At 61.2% G+C, this 17897-nt stretch carries 18 protein-coding genes; 8 read left to right on the top strand and 10 right to left on the bottom strand.

The window, feature by feature from the left end; translation table 11 throughout:
• Positions 1-41 precede the first annotated feature (41 nt).
• The 3 genes from marR to marB are packed head-to-tail and all read left to right on the top strand — an operon-like array spanning position 42 to position 1129.
• Entirely contained in the window at positions 42-476 is a 435-nt protein-coding gene (gene marR / locus CWM57_RS03385) for a multiple antibiotic resistance transcriptional regulator MarR (RefSeq protein ID WP_008804963.1), read from the top strand.
• A gap of 19 nt (positions 477-495) precedes the next feature.
• On the top strand, positions 496-870 hold the full coding sequence (gene marA, locus CWM57_RS03390; protein WP_002904397.1) for an MDR efflux pump AcrAB transcriptional activator MarA: 375 nt from the start codon (positions 496-498) through the stop codon (positions 868-870).
• A 40-nt stretch (positions 871-910) separates the two neighbouring features.
• Positions 911-1129: a multiple antibiotic resistance protein MarB gene (marB, locus tag CWM57_RS03395; protein ID WP_100675616.1), complete on the top strand. Its 219-nt coding sequence runs from the start codon at positions 911-913 to the stop codon at positions 1127-1129.
• 47 nt (positions 1130-1176) lie between these two features.
• Here marB and eamA read toward each other — a convergent pair whose 3' ends face one another.
• On the bottom strand, positions 1177-2076 hold the full coding sequence (gene eamA, locus CWM57_RS03400; protein WP_061154654.1) for an O-acetylserine/cysteine exporter: 900 nt from the start codon (positions 2074-2076) through the stop codon (positions 1177-1179).
• A 194-nt stretch (positions 2077-2270) separates the two neighbouring features.
• Between eamA and ydeE the strand changes: the two genes are divergently transcribed.
• The gene (gene ydeE / locus CWM57_RS03405) at positions 2271-3464 is read left to right on the top strand and encodes an efflux MFS transporter YdeE (protein WP_100675617.1); all 1194 of its coding nucleotides are present in this window, start codon (positions 2271-2273) and stop codon (positions 3462-3464) included.
• A gap of 129 nt (positions 3465-3593) precedes the next feature.
• Positions 3594-4076, top strand: coding sequence for a helix-turn-helix domain-containing protein (locus CWM57_RS03410; RefSeq protein WP_023297587.1), 483 nt, complete (start codon positions 3594-3596; stop codon positions 4074-4076).
• A gap of 35 nt (positions 4077-4111) precedes the next feature.
• Here the strand turns inward: CWM57_RS03410 and urtE are convergent, their stop codons facing one another.
• The 7 genes from urtE to CWM57_RS03445 all read right to left on the bottom strand — a co-directional run bounded on the left by urtE (position 4112) and on the right by CWM57_RS03445 (position 11418).
• Complete coding sequence (gene urtE / locus CWM57_RS03415; RefSeq protein WP_016160988.1) at positions 4112-4810, bottom strand: urea ABC transporter ATP-binding subunit UrtE; 699 nt, start codon at positions 4808-4810, stop codon at positions 4112-4114.
• 9 nt (positions 4811-4819) lie between these two features.
• The gene (gene urtD, locus CWM57_RS03420) at positions 4820-5617 is read right to left on the bottom strand and encodes an urea ABC transporter ATP-binding protein UrtD (RefSeq protein ID WP_002904321.1); all 798 of its coding nucleotides are present in this window, start codon (positions 5615-5617) and stop codon (positions 4820-4822) included.
• The gene (gene urtC / locus CWM57_RS03425) at positions 5617-6690 is read right to left on the bottom strand and encodes an urea ABC transporter permease subunit UrtC (RefSeq protein ID WP_008804969.1); all 1074 of its coding nucleotides are present in this window, start codon (positions 6688-6690) and stop codon (positions 5617-5619) included. The genes urtD and urtC overlap by 1 nt, the downstream gene beginning before the upstream one ends.
• Positions 6690-8264: an urea ABC transporter permease subunit UrtB gene (gene urtB / locus CWM57_RS03430; RefSeq protein WP_100675618.1), complete on the bottom strand. Its 1575-nt coding sequence runs from the start codon at positions 8262-8264 to the stop codon at positions 6690-6692. Before urtB ends, urtC begins: the two co-directional genes overlap by 1 nt.
• Before the next feature lie 61 nt (positions 8265-8325).
• Entirely contained in the window at positions 8326-9597 is a 1272-nt protein-coding gene (gene urtA, locus CWM57_RS03435) for an urea ABC transporter substrate-binding protein (protein WP_100675619.1), read from the bottom strand.
• A gap of 170 nt (positions 9598-9767) precedes the next feature.
• The gene (locus CWM57_RS03440; RefSeq protein ID WP_074385918.1) at positions 9768-10871 is read right to left on the bottom strand and encodes a cobalamin-independent methionine synthase II family protein; all 1104 of its coding nucleotides are present in this window, start codon (positions 10869-10871) and stop codon (positions 9768-9770) included.
• Positions 10872-11019: 148 nt separating this feature from the next.
• On the bottom strand, positions 11020-11418 hold the full coding sequence (locus tag CWM57_RS03445; RefSeq protein ID WP_074385919.1) for a rhodanese-like domain-containing protein: 399 nt from the start codon (positions 11416-11418) through the stop codon (positions 11020-11022).
• Between the two features lie 67 nt (positions 11419-11485).
• On the opposite strand from CWM57_RS03445, the gene ftrA reads away from it, so the two are divergent.
• Complete coding sequence (gene ftrA, locus CWM57_RS03450; RefSeq protein WP_074385920.1) at positions 11486-12583, top strand: transcriptional regulator FtrA; 1098 nt, start codon at positions 11486-11488, stop codon at positions 12581-12583.
• The gene (locus tag CWM57_RS03455; protein ID WP_004205985.1) at positions 12552-12767 is read left to right on the top strand and encodes a DUF4177 domain-containing protein; all 216 of its coding nucleotides are present in this window, start codon (positions 12552-12554) and stop codon (positions 12765-12767) included. Before ftrA ends, CWM57_RS03455 begins: the two co-directional genes overlap by 32 nt.
• A 52-nt stretch (positions 12768-12819) precedes the next feature.
• On the opposite strand, the gene CWM57_RS03460 is transcribed toward CWM57_RS03455, so the two are convergent.
• Together CWM57_RS03460 and CWM57_RS03465 are read right to left on the bottom strand one after the other, a co-directional pair.
• The gene (locus tag CWM57_RS03460) at positions 12820-13260 is read right to left on the bottom strand and encodes a GNAT family N-acetyltransferase (protein ID WP_061154661.1); all 441 of its coding nucleotides are present in this window, start codon (positions 13258-13260) and stop codon (positions 12820-12822) included.
• A gap of 264 nt (positions 13261-13524) precedes the next feature.
• Positions 13525-14589 (bottom strand): LacI family DNA-binding transcriptional regulator, encoded by a 1065-nt coding sequence (locus tag CWM57_RS03465; protein ID WP_074385921.1) that lies wholly within the window; start codon positions 14587-14589, stop codon positions 13525-13527.
• A gap of 196 nt (positions 14590-14785) precedes the next feature.
• On the opposite strand from CWM57_RS03465, the gene CWM57_RS03470 reads away from it, so the two are divergent.
• Entirely contained in the window at positions 14786-17893 is a 3108-nt protein-coding gene (locus CWM57_RS03470; protein WP_100675620.1) for a beta-galactosidase, read from the top strand.
• Positions 17894-17897: the final 4 nt, after the last annotated feature.

Genomic DNA, 17897 nt, shown 5'->3' on the forward strand with positions numbered 1-17897 from the left:
ATAGTATCACTTGCAACTAATTAATTGCCTGGGCAATCATCATGAAAAGTACCAGCGACCTGTTTAATGAAATGATCCCGTTGGGCCGCTTGATCCAGATGGTTAACCAGAAAAAAGATCGCCTGCTCAACGACTACCTCTCACCCATGGATATTACCGCGACCCAGTTTCGCGTGCTCTGTTCCATTCGTTGCGAGGTATGTATTACCCCCGTTGAGCTGAAAACCGTGCTTTCCGTCGACCCGGGCGCGATGACGCGTATGCTCGACCGCCTGGCGTGCAAAGGCTGGATTGAACGGTTACCCAACCCCGCTGACAAGCGCGGCGTGCTGGTGCAGTTGACACCGGACGGCGCAGCCCTTTGCGAGCAGTGTCATCAGGTTGTGGGTCAGAAGTTACACCAGGAGTTAACAAAAAATCTGTCGGCGGACGAAGTCGTCGCGCTTGAGCAACTACTCAAGAAGGTCCTGCCGTAAAATAAGAAGAGGTAAGATGATGTCCAGACGTAATAATGACGCCATCACTATCCATAGTATTTTGTCGTGGATCGAGGATAACCTGGAATCGCCCCTGTCGCTGGAAAAAGTGTCTGAGCGTTCAGGTTACTCCAAGTGGCACCTGCAACGAATGTTTAAGAAAGAGACCGGCCATTCCCTCGGCCAGTACATCCGCAGCCGCAAGCTGACGGAGATTGCGCAAAAGCTCAAGCAGAGCAATGAGCCCATTTTGTACCTGGCGGAACGCTACGGTTTCGAGTCGCAGCAGACCCTGACGCGAACGTTCAAGAACTATTTCGATGTTCCGCCCCACAAGTATCGCATAACGAATGTACCTGGCGAATCCCGCTATCTGCATCCGCTAAATAACTGATGTTAATCGCCTGTATTATCAAAGACGTATTGAGGAAATCATGAAATTATTCGCTATCGCAGCTATCGTACTCCTGTCGCTGGTCTCCAGCCTCAGCTATGCGGAGCAAAACACCACGCCGGTGCGTCAAAACCAGCGTGATACAATGATTATCCCTTCGGAACATAACGATTCGCCATTTGATTTCAATCATATGGCGGCTGGCAGTGATAAATCCGACGAACTGGGCGTGCCGTACTACCAGCAGCACGACCTGTGATGCCATTACACGCATAATTGTGTAGCCCCTTCTTCGGGGCTTTTTTTTTATCCGCGCGCTATACCCGGCCGCACCAGACGTAAGCCGAAGACGTTAATATAGAGCCCGGCCATAATCAGTACCGCCCCGGTGAGCTGCAGCCCGCTCAGCGTCTCCCCCAGAAGCAGCGCAGCGCTGGCCATCCCCACCACCGGCACCAGCAGCGACAGCGGCGCCACCCGCCAGGTCTCATAGCGCCCCAGCAGCGATCCCCAGATACCATAGCCGACGATAGTGGCGATAAACGCCAGATAGAGCAGCGACAGTATCGTCAGCAGATCGATGTGTTGCAGACTCGCCAGCATGGTCTGAGGGCCATCAATCAGCCATGAGGCCAGCATAAACGGCAGCACCGGGATCAACGCGCTCCACACCACCAGCGACATAATGGGCGGCCGGGCGGCATGCGACATGATTTTCTTGTTGAAGATATTACCGCAGGCCCAGCTGAGCGCTGCCGCCAGGGTCAGCATAAAGCCCACCAGCGGCACATGCTCCCCGCCGAGGCTGCCCTCCACCAGCACCAGCACGCCAAAGATCGCCAGCGCGATCCCCGCCAGCTGCTTGCCCTGCAGACGTTCGCCAAAGACGAAGGCGCCGAGAATAATGGTAAAGAAGGCTTGCGCCTGCAGTACCAGCGAAGCCAGCCCGGCAGGCATACCCAGGCCAATAGCGCAGAACAGAAAGGCAAACTGACCAAAGCTAATGGTCAGGCCATAACCCAGCAGCAGGCGCAGCGGGATGGCAGGCCGGGACACAAACAGCAGCGCCGGGAAGGCGACCAACATAAAGCGCAGCCCCGCCAGCATCAGCGGCGGCATATTGTGTAATCCCAGCTTAATCACCACAAAGTTAAGCCCCCACACCACCACTACCAGCAGCGCCAGCAGTCCATCTTTCCTCGTCATACCCTGCCTCTGTCGTTATTAGAATTTTTGTGAACAAAATCAAAGTAACCAAAAAGCGGCCGCCAGGATAGATCATTATTTTTGGCAGGCCAGGAAGTGCGCCCGGCGACCGGGCTGACCTGTACAAGGCGTAATGAGCATGTTATTTGTGATCGAAGACATAAAATTATAACAACATGACAGGCAAGGAAATCATGATCACCACTCTCAGGCGCTCCACCATCGCGCTGCTGGCATCGTCGTTACTGCTAACTATTGGCCGCGGGGCCACACTGCCGTTTATGACTATCTACCTCACCCGACGTTATCAGCTGGATGTCGATGTGATTGGCTACGCGTTGTCGCTGGCGCTGGTGGTCGGCGTGCTGTTCAGTATGGGCTTTGGCATCCTCGCGGATAAGTTCGACAAAAAGCGCTATATGGTGTGGTCAGTGCTGGTGTTTATTCTGGGATTTAGCGCGATACCGCTGGTCAATAACGCTATCCTGGTGGTGATCTTCTTTGCGTTGATCAACTGCGCCTACTCGGTGTTTTCCACCGTGCTAAAAGCCTGGTTCGCCGACCGGCTGACGCCGGAGAAAAAAGCGCGTATCTTCTCGCTAAACTATACCATCCTCAATATCGGCTGGACCGTCGGGCCGCCCATCGGCACGCTGCTGGTGATGCACAGCATCAATTTGCCGTTCTGGCTGGCGGCCGCCTGCGCCGCCTTTCCACTGGTGTTTATTCAGCTGTTTCTCCAGCGGGATGTGGCCGCGGCCCAGCCGGGTGATGCCGCCTGGTCTCCCTCAGTGTTGCTGCATGACCGGGCGCTGCTGTGGTTTACCTGCTCCGGGCTGCTGGCCTCCTTCGTCAGCGGCGCTTTCGCCTCCTGTCTCTCGCAGTATGTACTGGTGGTCGCCAGCAGTGACTTCGCCGAGAAAGTGGTGGCCGTCGTGCTGCCGGTTAACGCCGCGGTGGTGGTCGCTTTGCAGTACGCGGTTGGCCGACGACTGAGCGCCAGAAATATTCGCCCGCTGATGACCTTCGGCACCGTCTGCTTTGTTATCGGCCTCGTGGGCTTTATGTTCTCTGGCGCCAACCTGTGGGCATGGGGGATCTCGGCGGCGATCTTCACCCTCGGGGAAGTGATTTATGCCCCCGGGGAGTATATGCTGATTGACCATATTGCCCCGTCGGGGATGAAGGCCAGTTACTTCTCCGCCCAGTCGCTGGGGTGGCTGGGCGCGGCATTCAACCCGATGTTCACCGGGATGATCCTCACCCATCTGCCGCACTGGTCGCTTTTTGTCATTCTTATCGTGGCGATTATCGCCGCCTGGCTGATGATTTTCCGCGGGATGAATGCCCGTCCCTGGCAGCCGGATTGTCCGCTGGCCAACGCCTGACGCAAGCTGGCATGCGGCTGTCGGGTTGATGTCGGGCCGTTGTCGGGTCGCTGTCGTGGTGGCTGGCGGCCCGGTTCACCATACTCCATCACAGGTTTACATCCGCAGAACGTCATGGAGCATACGAATATGAACAGCAACAATCAGGTCAAACAATTACGGCTACAGCGCGCCTGGTCCCAGGAGCAGCTGGCCGAAATGGCGGGTCTCAGCGTCCGCACGATCCAGCGTATTGAGAATGGCGAACGCCCGGGGCTGGAGACTCTCAGCGCCCTCGCCGCGGTCTTTGAGGTCACGGTGGCCGAGATCGGCGGCGAAGCCTCGCGGGAGGGCGCGCCGGGCCCGGAAGCCTCGCTGGATCTGCGCATAGAGGAAGCCAAAGCGCGGGTGCATCAGGAGAGCCGCTTTTTCCGTTCGCTGTCGGTGGCGCTGGTGGTTTGCGTGCTGCTGGCGGTGCTCAACCGCTTCACTAATCCACAGGACTACTGGTCCGGCTGGGTCGCCCTGATCTGGGGCGCCCTGCTGGTGGTGAGAGGATTACGCCTGTTCGTGTTCGGCGAATGGATCAAAAACTGGCGCCAGGCGCGCCTGCAGCGGCTGTTGCGCAAATAGCCCGCAAACCGGCGGCGCGCACGCCGCCGGCCTGGTCAGATGGTCACCATGGCGCGCACGCCGTCGCGCTCCATATCACCGCCCTTGCCCTGCTGGACGATGGCGCCGCGCGACATCACCAGGTAGTGGTCCGCCAGCCCGGCGGCAAAATCATAGAACTGCTCCACCAGCAGGATCGCCATATCCCCGCGGCTCGCCAGCTGGCGGATCACCTCGCCAATCTCTTTGATAACCGAAGGCTGGATCCCCTCGGTGGGTTCATCAAGGATCAGCAGCTGCGGACGGCTGGCCAGCGCGCGGCCGATCGCCAGCTGCTGCTGCTGCCCGCCGGATAAGTCACCGCCTCGCCGCTGCTTCATGGTCTTGAGCACCGGGAAAAGCTGGTAGATCTCCTCCGGCACCTGCTGCGCTTCGCGGGCGGGAAAGCGCGACAGCCCCATCAGCAGGTTTTCTTCCACCGTCAGGCGCGGAAATATCTCGCGCCCCTGGGGGACGTAGGCGACCCCGGCCTGCACCCGCTGGTGCGGTTTGCGATGGGTGATGTTCTGATCCTGCCAGCGTACCTCACCGCTGCGCGCCGGGATCAGCCCCATCAGGCATTTCAGCAGCGTGGTCTTACCGACGCCATTGCGCCCCAGCAGGCAGGTGACTTCGCCCTGGCGGGCGGAAAAATCCACCCCACGCAAAATATGGCTGCCGCCGTAGTATTGATGTAGCTGACTCACCTGTAACATTGGCGCTCCTTAACGTCCCAGATAAACTTCAATGACCTGCTCATTGGCCTGCACCTCCCGCAGCGATCCCTCCGCCAGCACCTGGCCCTGATGTAGAACCGTCACCCGGTCGGCGATGGTCTCGACAAATCCCATGTCGTGCTCCACCACCATCAGAGAGTGCTGTCCAGCCAGGGTACGAAACAGCTCCGCCGTATACTCCGTCTCCGCATCGGTCATGCCGGCCGCCGGCTCATCAAGCAGCAGCAAATGCGGCTCCTGCACCAGCAGCATGCCGATCTCAAGAAACTGTTTCTGGCCATGGGACAGCAGACCGGCCTGGCGGTAGCGCTCACCATCGAGACGCAGCAGGCGCAGCACCTCATTCAGCCGATCGTCCTGTTCGCTGCTCAGCCGGGCGCGCAGGCTGGCCCACACCGATTTATCTCCCTTCATCGCCAGGGCGAGATTTTCCGCCACCGTCAGCGCTTCGAAGACCGTCGGCTTCTGAAACTTGCGCCCGATGCCCTGGCGGGCGATGGCCACCGGGTCAAGGGTGGTCAGATCCACCGACTGGTCATAGAGCGCTTTGCCGCTTTGCGGCCGGGTCTTGCCGGTGATCACGTCCATCAGGGTAGTCTTGCCCGCCCCGTTGGGGCCGATCACACAGCGCAGTTCGCCGACGCCTATCGCCAGCGACAGATCCGTCAGCGCCCGGAAACCGTCAAAGCTGACGTTGATGTTCTCCAGCTGCAGCACCGGATCGGTTTGTTCGCGAAAACGATCGCCGGGCAGCTGACGGGTAAACAGTCCTTCATCCGGTTGCATTAGCGGTCTCCTCGACGCAGCAGGCCCATCACCCCGCGGGGTAAAAACAGGGTCACAATGATGAAGATGAGGCCCAGAAACAGCTGCCAGTACTCTGGCATCGCCACGGTGAAAATGCTTTTCGCGCCGTTGACCAGCCCCGCGCCAAGCACCGGGCCGATCAGCGTGCCGCGCCCGCCGAGCGCCACCCAGATGGCGGCCTCGATGGAGTTGGTCGGCGACATTTCGCTGGGGTTGATGATCCCGACCTGCGGGACATATAACGCCCCCGCCAGACCGCAGAGCACCGCCGACAGCGTCCATACCAGCAGCTTGAAGCCGCGCGGGTCGTACCCGCAGAACATCAGCCGGTTTTCGGCGTCACGCACCGCGGTGAGGATCCGGCCAAACTTACTCTGCGCCAGCGCCGAGCCCAGCCACAGGGTCAGTAACAGCAGCAAAACCGTGGCCATAAACAGGGTGGCGCGGGTGCCGGTGGCGGTGACCGGAAAACCCAGCAGCGTGGTAAAACCGGTGAAGCCGTTGTTGCCGCCAAACCCGGTCTCGTTGCGAAAGAACAGCAGCATACCGGCATAGGTCAGGGCCTGGGTCATGATCGAGAAATAGACCCCTTTGATCTTCGAGCGAAAGGCAAACCAGCCGAAGACCAGGGCCAGCAGACCGGGAACCAGCACCACCAGCGCCATCGCCCAGGCGAAATGCTGCGTGCCCCACCAGAACCAGGGCAGCTCGCTCCAGGAGAGAAAAGACATAAACGCCGGCAGACCGTCGCCCGCCGCCTGGCGCATCAGGTACATCCCCATGGCGTACCCGCCGAGGGCAAAGAAAATGCCGTGCCCCAGCGACAGCATGCCCGCATAGCCCCAGACCAGATCCAGCGCCACCGCCACAATGGCGTAGCAGAGGATTTTGCCGCTCAGCGTCAGCAGCCAGCTCGGCACCGCCAGCGGATGCGAGGCCGGCAGCAGCGCCAGGAATGGCATACTCAGCAGCCCCAGCACCAGCAGGATCCCCAGCCAGCGCAGAGGCCGCGGCGCGCGCTGCGCCAGCGTTAAGGTGATTGGTTGGCTCATCAGTCAATAACCCTCCCTTTCAGCGCGAACAGACCCTGCGGGCGTTTCTGAATAAACAGAATAATCATCACCAGGATCAGGATCTTGCCCAGCACCGCGCCCATCTGGGGTTCGAGAATTTTGTTGAAAATGCCCAGCCCAAAGGCCGCCGCCACGCTGCCGGCCAGCTGGCCGACGCCGCCCAGCACCACCACCAGAAACGAGTCGATAATGTATCCCTGACCCAGCTCAGGCCCGACGTTGCCAAGCTGCGACAGCGCCACGCCGCCCAGCCCGGCAATACCGGAGCCGAGGCCAAAAGCCAGCATATCCACCCGCCCGGTAGGCACGCCGCAGCAGGCGGCCATCGCCCGGTTCTGCGTCACGGCGCGGACGTTCATCCCCAGACGGGTGCGGTTCAGGATGAGCCAGGTAAAGGGCAGTACCAGCAGGACGAACGCCAGCACCGCCAGTCGGTTCCACGGCAGGATCAGGTTCGGCAGGACCTGCACGCCGCCGGAGAGCCAGGCCGGGTTTGCCACCTCCACGTTCTGCGCGCCAAACAGCATCCTCACCAGCTGGATAAGCATCAGGCTGATCCCCCAGGTGGCGAGCAGCGTTTCCAGCGGCCGACCATACAGATGACGAATAATGGTGCGCTCCAGCGCCATGCCGATCCCGGCGGTCACCAGAAACGCCACCGGCAGCGCGACTAACGGATAAAAGGCCAGCCATTGCGGCGCGAGCTGCGCCAGCGCCTGCTGTACCAGCCAGCAGCTGTAGGCGCCGATCATTAACATCTCGCCGTGGGCCATGTTAATCACCCCCAGCAGGCCATAGGTGATCGCCAGCCCCAGCGCGGCCAGCAGCAGCACCGATCCCAGCGACAGCCCCATAAAGGCCTGGCCCAGCAGATCGCCGAGCAGCAAACGATGTTTGATCTTTTGCAGGCTGTCGCTGGCCGCCTCGCGCACCGCCGCATCCGGCTCATGCTGGGCATCGGTAAAGGGGATCAGCAGCGCCTGGGTCTCCGGGTCCGCCGAATGGCCGAGCAGCGTCACGGCGGCCAGTCGCGCGCTGGCCTCAGGCTGAGTGAGCTGCAGGCGCGCCAGCGCCACCTCCAGCAGGCCCCGCACATTTTCATCGGTTTCCGCCTGCAGCCGCTGTTGCAGCAGCGCGGCCATGGCCGGGGTCGCTTCCCGCTGAAGCGTGCGCGCGGCAGAAGCCCTCTCCGTGACGTTGTCACTTAAAATAAGGTGGCTGGCCAGCGCGCCAGCAGCCAGATTGCGTAGCCGGTTGGTCAGACGGACCGGTCGGGTTTCGCCCTGCGGCGCAGCGGCAGCGCCCAAGGGCTGTAATCCGCCCTGTCGGGTACGGAAAGCATGTTTTCCGTCGTCCATCACCAGGCTCTCGGTGGTCAACGCCCGCAGCAGCGGCAGACGATCCGCCTGTGGTGCTGCCGCCCACTGGGTCAACAGCTGCGCCTGCTGGCTGCGGCTGGCGGCAACGAAGTCGTCCGCCTCCGCGGCCTGCGCCCGCCACGGCAGCAGGATCAGCAGTAGCGCCAACACACTCATGAGACGCAATGCGTTCATGTCGTTCTCCTCTGGTCAGCGGCCGACGGGCGCTATGCTCCAGCCCCGCCGGCCCTGGCGCTTACTGGCTGACGGTTTTCACCGGATGGTCAGGTTTCTTATCGTTACCGGGGATCCACGGACTCCACGGCTGCGCGCGGACGGGTTTATCGGTCTGCCAGACCACGTTGAACTGACCGTTACCTTCAATTTCACCGATCATCACCGGCTTATGCAGATGATGGTTGGTGGCATCCATGGTCAGGGTAAAACCGGACGGCGCGTTGAAGGTCTGCCCGGCCATCGCCTCGCGTACTTTGTCAACATCGGTGGTGCCCGCTTTGGTCACCGCCTGCGCCCACATATGCAGGCCCACCCAGGTCGCTTCCATCGGATCGTTGGTCACGACCGTATCGGCATTCGGCAGCTTGTGCGCTTTGGCGTACGCGCGATAGTCGGCGACGAAGGCTTTGTTGGTCGGATTATCGACGGACTCAAAGTAGTTCCATGCCGCGAGGTTGCCGACCAGCGGTTTAGTATCGATGCCGCGCAGCTCCTCTTCCCCTACCGAGAAGGCCACCACCGGCACATCGGTCGCTTTCAGACCCTGGTTAGCCAGCTCTTTGTAGAACGGCACGTTGGAATCGCCATTGATGGTGGAGACCACTGCCGTTTTGCCACCGGCGGAGAATTTTTTGATATTGGCGACGATAGTCTGGTAATCGCTGTAGCCGAACGGGGTGTAGACCTCCTCGATATCTTTGTTCTGGATCCCTTTGGCATGCAGGAAGGCGCGGAGGATCTTGTTGGTGGTGCGCGGATAGACGTAGTCCGTCCCCAGCAGGAAGAAACGTTTGGCGCCGCCGCCATCCTCACTTAGCAGGTATTCCACCGCCGGGATAGCCTGCTGGTTAGGCGCCGCGCCGGTATAGAAGACGTTGGGGGACATCTCTTCCCCTTCATACTGCACCGGGTAGAACAGCAGGCCGTTCAGCTCCTCAAACACCGGCAGCACCGATTTACGTGAGACCGATGTCCAGCAGCCAAACACCACCGCCACTTTATCCTGGGCCAGCAGCTGGCGCGCCTTCTCGGCAAACAGCGGCCAGTTGGAGGCCGGGTCGACCACCACCGGCTCCAGCTTCTTGCCCAGTACCCCGCCTTTGGCGTTGATGTCGTCGATGGCCATCAGCGCGACGTCCTTCAGCGGCGTTTCGGAAATCGCCATCGTCCCGGAGAGCGAATGCATGATCCCGACTTTGATGGTGTCGGCGGCATAGGCCTGGAATGAGAGACCCATAGCCATAACAGAGGCGGAGAGTGCAAAAGCTTTTAATAACGTTCTACGTTGCATGATTCACTCCTGAGTAGCGCAAAAATAAAGAATTAACAGCTAACCAGAGGTGATAAGGCAAAAACGGTGCCAGGTTGTGAAAACAGCAGGATGCGGGACAGGTGGGCGGCGTCGACGGGAGGGACGGCAGCGTTGCCTCATCACGGTGCAACGCTGCGCTAAGAAAGTCATTACCAGACGTCGGCGGCGATCGACGTCACCAGACGGACTTTTTGCCACTGCTGGTCTTCGCTGAGGGCATTGCCCTCTTCAGTGGAGGCAAAACCGCACTGCGGGCTCAGGCAGATCTGCTCGAGCGGCACGTACTGCGCCGCCTCGGCGAGACGCGCTTTTACCCCCTGCGGATTTTCCAGCTCGCCATTTTTGGTGGTGATCAGCCCGAGGACCACCTGCTGATGGCCGGGACGAATAAAGCGCAGCGGCGCGAAATCCCCGGAGCGGTCGTTGTCGTACTCCAGGAAGAAGGCATCGACATTGACGCCGCCAAACAGCACCTCGGCAACCGGCTCGTAACCGCCTTCCGAGATCCAGGTTGAACGGAAGTTACCCCGGCAGACGTGCAGGCCCACCGTCAGATCGGCCGGCTTACCTTCCAGCGCCTGGTTCAGCACCCGGGCATAAATGTGCGCCAGCGCATCCGGATCGTCGCCGCGTTCGCGTACCTGCTGACGCTGGGCATCGGAGCACAGATAGGCCCACACGGTATCGTCCAGCTGCAGATAGCGGCAGCCGGCGTCATAAAACGCGCGGATCGCGTCGCGCCAGGTGGTGGCCAGATCGTCGAAGTAGTCGCTAAGATCCGGGTAGACTGTGGCATCAATATCTTTCCGCCCGCCGCGGAAGTGCAGCACGCTCGGGCTGGGAATGGTCATCTTCGGCTGCGCGTCGCCGCTGATGCTTTTCAGATAGCGGAAGTCTTCCAGCATCGGGTGATCGCCGAAGGCCAGCTTGCCGGTGACGCGAACGCCGTGCGCTTTGGTCTGCACGCCGTTGAACTGGATCCCCTGTTCGGCATCGTAACGTTCAACGCCCTGCAGGCCATCGAAGAAATCGAAATGCCACCATGCGCGACGAAACTCACCGTCGGTGACCACATGCAGGCCGCAGTCGCACTGCTGCTGGACCAGATGACGGATCGCGTTATTCTCAATCTCGCGTAGCTGACCGGCGTCGATAATCCCCTCAGCCAGCTGCTGACGCGCCTGTTTAATGCTGTCCGGGCGTAAAAAACTGCCGACGATGTCTGCGCGGAACGGGGCCTGTTGACGTTGCATGCTGTCTCCTTAGCGGTGGGCGCGTTAGTTGCCCACCGTGATAGTTCATTATTTGAATTTTTAGACTTCTGGATGGCTATATGTCCAGATACTGGCATGCAGGTTGGCGGGTCGCAAACGAGAATATTTCATGGTACATGAAAAAAATTCATTCAGCGTCGGCGAACGCAAATCCTTCATCCTCCCAGCCGGTGAGCCCGCCGAGCATCATTTTCACCGGCCGTCCCAGCTCGGCCAGCTTCAGCGCGGCCATATCGGCGCCGTTGCAGTGCGGCCCGGCACAGTAGACCACAAACACGGTATCTGTCGGCCAGGCCGCCATTCTCCCGGCGGTGATCTCCCGGTGCGGGAGATGCAGCGCGCCAGGCAGGTGACGCCTGGCGAAGGCTTCCTCGCTGCCAACCACGTGCAGCAGGACAAAGTCGACCTCGCCGGCACGCTGAGCGCTGTGCACATCGGCGCAGTCGGTTTCAAGATGCAGCTTATGGCGAAACCAGCGGATAGCCTCAGCGGAAGCGGCGGGGGTAAATTGGGTTACTACACTCATGGCGTCTTCTCCTTGTCTGTGATAACACTACTTTACTGACGCCCATCACCCTGATCTGCCGGCAACCATGACAGAAAACGCTAACATCCTGACAACCCCTTCTGTGACACCGTCACGTCATCAGGTGATCGCCCTCGCCTACGATGGACTCTGCACCTTTGAGTTTGGCGTAGCCGTGGAGATCTTCGGCCTGCCGCGCCCGGAAATGGGCGGCAACTGGTACCAGTTCGCGGTCGCCGCCGTCGATGAAGGTCCGCTGCGCGCCACCGGCGGCATCCGCCTGATGACTGACGGCGGGCCTGAACTTCTCGCCCAGGCGGATACGATTGTGGTCCCCGGCTGGCGCGGCATCGACGCCCCGGTCCCGGAGGCGCTGTGCGCCGCCCTGGCTGCCGCCCACGCCCGCGGATGCCGGATTATTTCCATCTGTTCCGGGGTGTTCGTTCTCGCCGCCGCCGGGCTGCTCAATGGCCGCCAGGCAACCACCCACTGGCGCTACACCGCGGCGCTGCAGTCCCGTTTTCCACAGATCCAGGTGGTGGAAGATGTGCTTTACGTGGGCGATGATTTGCTGATGACGTCCGCGGGCAGCGCGGCGGGGATCGACCTCTGTCTGCACCTGGTGCGCGAGGATTTCGGCAGCGAAGCAGCCAACGTCGTCGCCCGCCGCCTGGTGGTCTCTCCCCATCGCGATGGCGGTCAGGCGCAGCAGGTCCTGCGCCCGGTTGCCCGCAGCCGGGAGAGCCAGCGCCTTGGGCAGCTGTTTGACTATCTGCACCAGCATCTTGCCGCCAGCCATACCGTCGCTTCCCTCGCCCAGCGCGCCGGCATGGGACCACGCACTTTCTTGCGCCGCTTTGAGGAGGCCACCGGTAAAACGCCCGCCCGCTGGCTGCTGGACGAGCGGCTGCTGCGCGCCCGCCAGCATCTGACGGAGAGCACGATGTCCATCGATCAGATCGCTGAGCGCTGCGGGTTTGCCAGCGCCGGCACCCTGCGCCACCATTTTCGCCAACAGTTTGCGCTCAGTCCGCTGCAGTACCGAAAACAGTTTGCTACTTCTCCGATTGCAAAATCATCGCGGCAACGGACAATAGACGGCCACAGTAAACGGGTCGCCAGGAGGGTCGATGATGAAGAAAGAGTGTCGGGTAGTGATCTATAAAGAGGGGCTGCTGGGCAGCCTGTTTTTTGGCGAAGCCAAGGCTGACCCTGACAAAATGAGCCAGTTTCTCAGCAGCTATACCCGTGAAGGATGGGAAGTGAAAACCATGTCGGTGGAGCGCCGCCGCACCGCTTTGTTCTGGTCGCGGGAAGCGTATCTTTTCGTGCTCGAACGCCCCCTCTGACAGCCTGCGCCTGGTTTACACGTTTAAGCCAGGCGTTTCTAAGCGCCTGCTTTCAGGGCTGACGGATATAGCCCTGCTCCTGCATGTTGTGCATGCCCTCCTCGCTGGCGCAGACCATGCCGGTGGTCAGCATGGCAAAACCAAAGCGCTGATAAAACGTAATTTTATCGGCGACCGCATAGATAAAAATTTTGCCAAAGGGAAGCAACTGCTCCCGGATGGCCAGCATCAACTGTTGTCCGTAACCCTGCCCCTGACGGGCGGGGACGATCGCCACATCCGCCAGATAGCTGCTCCAGGTACAGTCGCTGATGGCTCGCGCCACGGCAATCAACTGGCCGTTCTCATAGCCAAACCAGCAGAAGGTGCTCTGGCGGAACGCCTGCTCCAGTTGCTGAACATCGCGCTCATTCAATCCGGCCTCGGCGATAATGGTTCGCACCCGCTGCCAGTCCACCCGCGCGATCGCCTCTTTACCCTCTATCACCATCATAACCTTGCCTCCCGTCGTCTCCCGAATGGAGCCCCGGAAGCAAGATCTAGCATGCCGCGGCAGGATATGCCAGGCGGAAAGGCGAACGGAAGAAAACGATAGAGGCAGGCGACGGCAAAAAAAACCGCCATATGACTGGCGGTAAATCAATGCTTGCATGGATAGATTGTGTTTTGCATTTTTCGCAGACAGATAATCCTGACCTCTCTACGTTTGATGCCGAGGATAACAGAGTCAACCTCAATAAAGCCTAAACGGCCTGCGCTAAAGTTTTTCCACCAGCGCTTTCAGTTGCGCGAGGGTCTGCTGCTGGTCCTCCACGACGGCGGCAGGCCAGGCCGACTGGCGCACGATAAGCCGGGTCGGCAGCAGCTCGCGGATCCGCAGCTGCGGCGCCGCCATCAGGGCGATCAGCCGTTCCACCGCCCGCTTGCCCAGCAGATCGAAGTCCTGCGCCACCGTAGTGAGCGGCGGCTGGAAATAGAGGCTGTCGGCGGTGTCGTCATAGCCGGTCACCGATACCGCCCGGCTACCGCTGCGATTAAGCTGGGCCAGCGCGCTGAGCACGCCGAGCGCCATTTGATCGTTCGCCACCACAATCGCGCTGATCCGCGGCTGCAGATGCAGCAGCTCGAACGTTTTTTGCCAGCCGCTGGCGGCGCTCCAGTCGCCGAACACTGTTGTTGAGCGAGCGATATTCAGACTGTGCAGCGCCTCGCGCCAGCTGGCGAGGCGCAGACGGGCGGAAACCGAACTTTCCGGGCCCGCCAGCAGGCCGAATTCGCGATGCCCCAGCTCCCACAGGTGGCGCACGCAGGCTCCGCAGCCGTCGCGGTGGTCGAAGCGCACACAGCAGACATCGGCCTCCGGAGAGACATCAAGAAACAGGCAGGCCATATCCGGGTTCTCTTGCACCAGCCGCTCGGCGGTGGCGCTCTCCAGGGGCAGACTGACGATCACCCCGCGAATATGCTGGGCGCGCAGCTCATCCAGCCGCGCCTGCAGCGCGACAAAATCGGCCTGCGCCGGCATCGCTATCGCCACTTCCAGCTGATGCAGGCTGGCATGGCTTTTTATCGCGGCGGCGATCTGCGAGGGAGCATGCAGCGTCAGCGAGGCGGTAATCAGCCCGATGGAGGGCGCCGCCTTGCCGGCAAGCAGCTGCGCCGAGCGGTTAGGCACGTAGTGCAGCGTCTGCATCGCGCGGATCACCTGCTCCCGGGTGCGGGCTGACACCACCTCAGGACGGTTCAGCACCCGGGAGACGGTCTGTTGGGAGACCCCCGCCGCGCGGGCGACGTCCTCCAGGGTTGCGGTACGACGCGGCATCTTTTCTCCTCAGTGATAACAATGTCGTGCGCTAACATTTTATGTTTAACGCGCGACAAAAAACAGCGTTTTGCCCCCGCTTTCGTGATCGTCTGTTCATTTCATTTTCAGCGTGATTGCTGGAAAAAACAAATTACCCGATAACGTTAATCATCCTGTTTAGCGAACGACATTTTCTGATTCACCGGGGATTAAAATGCAAATTAGCGATACCGGCCACAGCCATATGCCCGACTTTCACGCCGTCCTCGCCCGTGAAGACTGGCAGAACCAAACCATTACCCACCTTAACCGCCTGCCGGCGCATCCCGCTTTCGCCAGCTGGCGCGATGAGCTTGCCGCCCGGGATAACCATCCCTCCACACGCCGCCGTCAGCTGGACGGCGAGTGGCAGTTCGCTTACGCCCGCAGCCCGTTCGCCGTCGATGCGCAGTGGCTGACGCAGGATCTGCCGGACAGCCGCGGCACGCCAGTGCCCTCCAACTGGCAGATGGAGGGCTATGACGCGCCGATCTACACCAACGTCCGCTATCCCATCGATACCACGCCACCGCGGGTACCAGAGGATAACCCGACCGGCTGTTATTCCCTGCACGTTGAGCTCGAAGAAGCCTGGCGCGCGGATGGACAGACGCAGATTATTTTCGATGGCGTCAACTCGGCGTTTCATCTGTGGTGCAATGGCGTCTGGGTCGGCTATTCGCAGGACAGTCGCCTGCCGGCAGCGTTCGATCTCAGCCCCTTCCTGCGCCCGGGCGACAACCGCCTGTGTGTGATGGTCATGCGCTGGAGCGCCGGCAGCTGGCTGGAAGACCAGGATATGTGGCGGATGAGCGGCATTTTCCGCTCGGTGTGGCTGTTGAATAAGCCGCAGCAACGGCTATGCGACGTGCAGTTGACGCCAGCCCTCGACGCCCTCTACCGCGATGGCACTCTGCAGGTCCAGGCGACCGTCGAAGCGACAGAGGCGGCCCTTGCCGGGCTCAGCGTCGGGGTTAGCCTGTGGCGCGGCGAGGAGCAGGTCGCCGCCGGGCGGCAGCCGTTAGGCACCCCGACGGTGGATGAACGCGGCCACTACGCGGAACGGGTCGATTTCTCCCTGGCGGTGGCGACGCCGGCGCACTGGAGCGCGGAAACCCCGAACTGTTATCGCGCCGTGGTCACCCTGTGGCGCGGCGACGAACTGCTGGAGGCCGAAGCATGGGACATCGGTTTTCGCCGCATCGAGATTGTCGATGGCCTGCTGCGTCTCAACGGCAAACCGCTGCTGATCCGCGGCGTTAACCGCCATGAGCATCATCATTTGCGCGGTCAGGTGGTCACCGAGGCGGATATGGTGCAGGACATTCTGTTGATGAAGCAGAACAACTTTAACGCCGTGCGCTGCTCTCACTACCCCAACGCGCCGCGCTGGTATGAACTCTGCAACCGCTACGGTCTGTATGTGGTCGATGAAGCCAATATTGAAACCCACGGGATGGTGCCGATGAATCGGCTGTCCGACGATCCGGCGTGGCTGCCAGCCTTCAGCGCCCGCGTCACCCGGATGGTACAGAGCAACCGCAACCATCCGTGCATTATCATCTGGTCGCTGGGCAACGAATCCGGCGGCGGCGGTAACCACGAAGCGCTGTACCACTGGCTGAAACGCAACGACCCGAGCCGTCCGGTGCAGTACGAGGGCGGCGGCGCGGATACCACCGCCACCGATATTATCTGTCCGATGTACGCCCGCGTCGAACGCGACCAGCCGATCCCGGCGGTCCCCAAATGGGGGATCAAAAAATGGATCAGCCTGCCCGGCGAGCAGCGGCCGCTGATCCTTTGCGAATATGCCCACGCGATGGGCAACAGCCTCGGCAACTTCGCCGATTACTGGCAGGCCTTCCGCGAGTATCCGCGGTTGCAGGGCGGGTTTATCTGGGACTGGGCCGATCAGGCGATCCGCAAAATCTTTGACGACGGCAGCGTCGGCTGGGCCTATGGCGGTGACTTTGGCGATAAGCCTAACGATCGCCAGTTCTGTATGAATGGTCTGGTGTTTCCCGATCGCACACCGCATCCGTCGCTGGTGGAGGCGAAGCACGCCCAGCAGTATTTTCAGTTCACGCTGCTGTCGACCTCGCCGCTGCGGGTGCGCATCACCAGCGAATACCTGTTCCGCCCAACCGATAACGAAGTGGTGCGCTGGCAGGTGCAGTCGGCCGGTGAAACCCTGTATCACGGCAACCTGACCCTGGCGCTGCCCCCTGAGGGCAGCGACGAGATAACGCTGCTCGACAGCCTGATCCTGCCTGAAGGCGCCCGCGCGGTGTGGCTGACACTGGAGGTGACCCAGCCCCGGGCGACCGCCTGGTCAGAAGCGGAACACCGCGTCGCCTGGCAACAGTTTCCCCTGCCCGCCCCGCTGGTGCTGCCGGCGCCCACGGTGCCTGCCGGCGCTCCGGATCTTATCGTCAGCGACGAGGTCTGGCAGATCCGCGCCGGTTCGCAATGCTGGACCATCGATCGCCGGACGGGTCTGCTGAGCCGCTGGTCGGTTGGCGGTCAGGAGCAGCTGTTGACCCCCCTGCGTGACCAGTTTATTCGCGCGCCGCTCGACAACGACATCGGGGTCAGCGAAGTAGAGCGCATCGACCCCAACGCCTGGGTGGAGCGCTGGAAAAGCGCCGGCCTGTACGATCTTGAGGCGCACTGCGTCCAGTGCGATGCGCAGCGCCTGGCAAATGAAACCCTCGTCGACTGCCGCTGGCACTATCTGCGCGGCGAAGAGGTAGTGATTGTCAGCCACTGGCGCATGCACTTCACCGCGGACGGTACGCTGCGGCTGGCGGTGGACGGCGAACGAGCAGAAACCCTGCCGCCGCTGCCGCGGGTCGGGCTGTACTTCCAGGTGGCGGATCAGCAGGCGCCGGTGAGCTGGCTGGGCCTGGGCCCACATGAGAACTACCCCGACCGGCGGAGCAGCGCCTGCTTCGCCCGCTGGGAGCTGCCGCTGGCGGCGATGACGACGCCCTACATCTTCCCGACGGAAAACGGCCTGCGCTGTGATACCCAGGCGCTGGACTGGGGACGCTGGCACGTCAGCGGTCATTTCCACTTCTCCGTTCAGCCATGGAGCACCCGTCAACTGATGGAGACCGACCACTGGCACAAGATGCAGGCCGAAGACGGCGTGTGGATCACCCTCGACGGCCTGCATATGGGGGTGGGCGGCGATGACTCCTGGACCCCCAGCGTGCTACCGCAGTGGCTCCTGAGCCAAACGCGCTGGCAGTACGAGGTCTCATTGCGTTGCCTTTAATCCG

Source organism: Klebsiella sp. G-Nf4 (assembly GCF_002810615.1).
Lineage (GTDB): Bacteria > Pseudomonadota > Gammaproteobacteria > Enterobacterales > Enterobacteriaceae > Klebsiella > Klebsiella variicola.

Coding starts and splice junctions, on each gene's coding strand:
- marR (WP_008804963.1), top strand. CDS start 42: ATGAAAAGTACCAGCGACCTGTTTAATGAAATGATCCCGTTGGGCCGC.
- marA (WP_002904397.1), top strand. CDS start 496: ATGTCCAGACGTAATAATGACGCCATCACTATCCATAGTATTTTGTCG.
- marB (WP_100675616.1), top strand. CDS start 911: ATGAAATTATTCGCTATCGCAGCTATCGTACTCCTGTCGCTGGTCTCC.
- eamA (WP_061154654.1), bottom strand. CDS start 2,076: ATGACGAGGAAAGATGGACTGCTGGCGCTGCTGGTAGTGGTGGTGTGG.
- ydeE (WP_100675617.1), top strand. CDS start 2,271: ATGATCACCACTCTCAGGCGCTCCACCATCGCGCTGCTGGCATCGTCG.
- CWM57_RS03410 (WP_023297587.1), top strand. CDS start 3,594: ATGAACAGCAACAATCAGGTCAAACAATTACGGCTACAGCGCGCCTGG.
- urtE (WP_016160988.1), bottom strand. CDS start 4,810: ATGTTACAGGTGAGTCAGCTACATCAATACTACGGCGGCAGCCATATT.
- urtD (WP_002904321.1), bottom strand. CDS start 5,617: ATGCAACCGGATGAAGGACTGTTTACCCGTCAGCTGCCCGGCGATCGT.
- urtC (WP_008804969.1), bottom strand. CDS start 6,690: ATGAGCCAACCAATCACCTTAACGCTGGCGCAGCGCGCGCCGCGGCCT.
- urtB (WP_100675618.1), bottom strand. CDS start 8,264: ATGAACGCATTGCGTCTCATGAGTGTGTTGGCGCTACTGCTGATCCTG.
- urtA (WP_100675619.1), bottom strand. CDS start 9,597: ATGCAACGTAGAACGTTATTAAAAGCTTTTGCACTCTCCGCCTCTGTT.
- CWM57_RS03440 (WP_074385918.1), bottom strand. CDS start 10,871: ATGCAACGTCAACAGGCCCCGTTCCGCGCAGACATCGTCGGCAGTTTT.
- CWM57_RS03445 (WP_074385919.1), bottom strand. CDS start 11,418: ATGAGTGTAGTAACCCAATTTACCCCCGCCGCTTCCGCTGAGGCTATC.
- ftrA (WP_074385920.1), top strand. CDS start 11,486: ATGACAGAAAACGCTAACATCCTGACAACCCCTTCTGTGACACCGTCA.
- CWM57_RS03455 (WP_004205985.1), top strand. CDS start 12,552: ATGAAGAAAGAGTGTCGGGTAGTGATCTATAAAGAGGGGCTGCTGGGC.
- CWM57_RS03460 (WP_061154661.1), bottom strand. CDS start 13,260: ATGATGGTGATAGAGGGTAAAGAGGCGATCGCGCGGGTGGACTGGCAG.
- CWM57_RS03465 (WP_074385921.1), bottom strand. CDS start 14,589: ATGCCGCGTCGTACCGCAACCCTGGAGGACGTCGCCCGCGCGGCGGGG.
- CWM57_RS03470 (WP_100675620.1), top strand. CDS start 14,786: ATGCAAATTAGCGATACCGGCCACAGCCATATGCCCGACTTTCACGCC.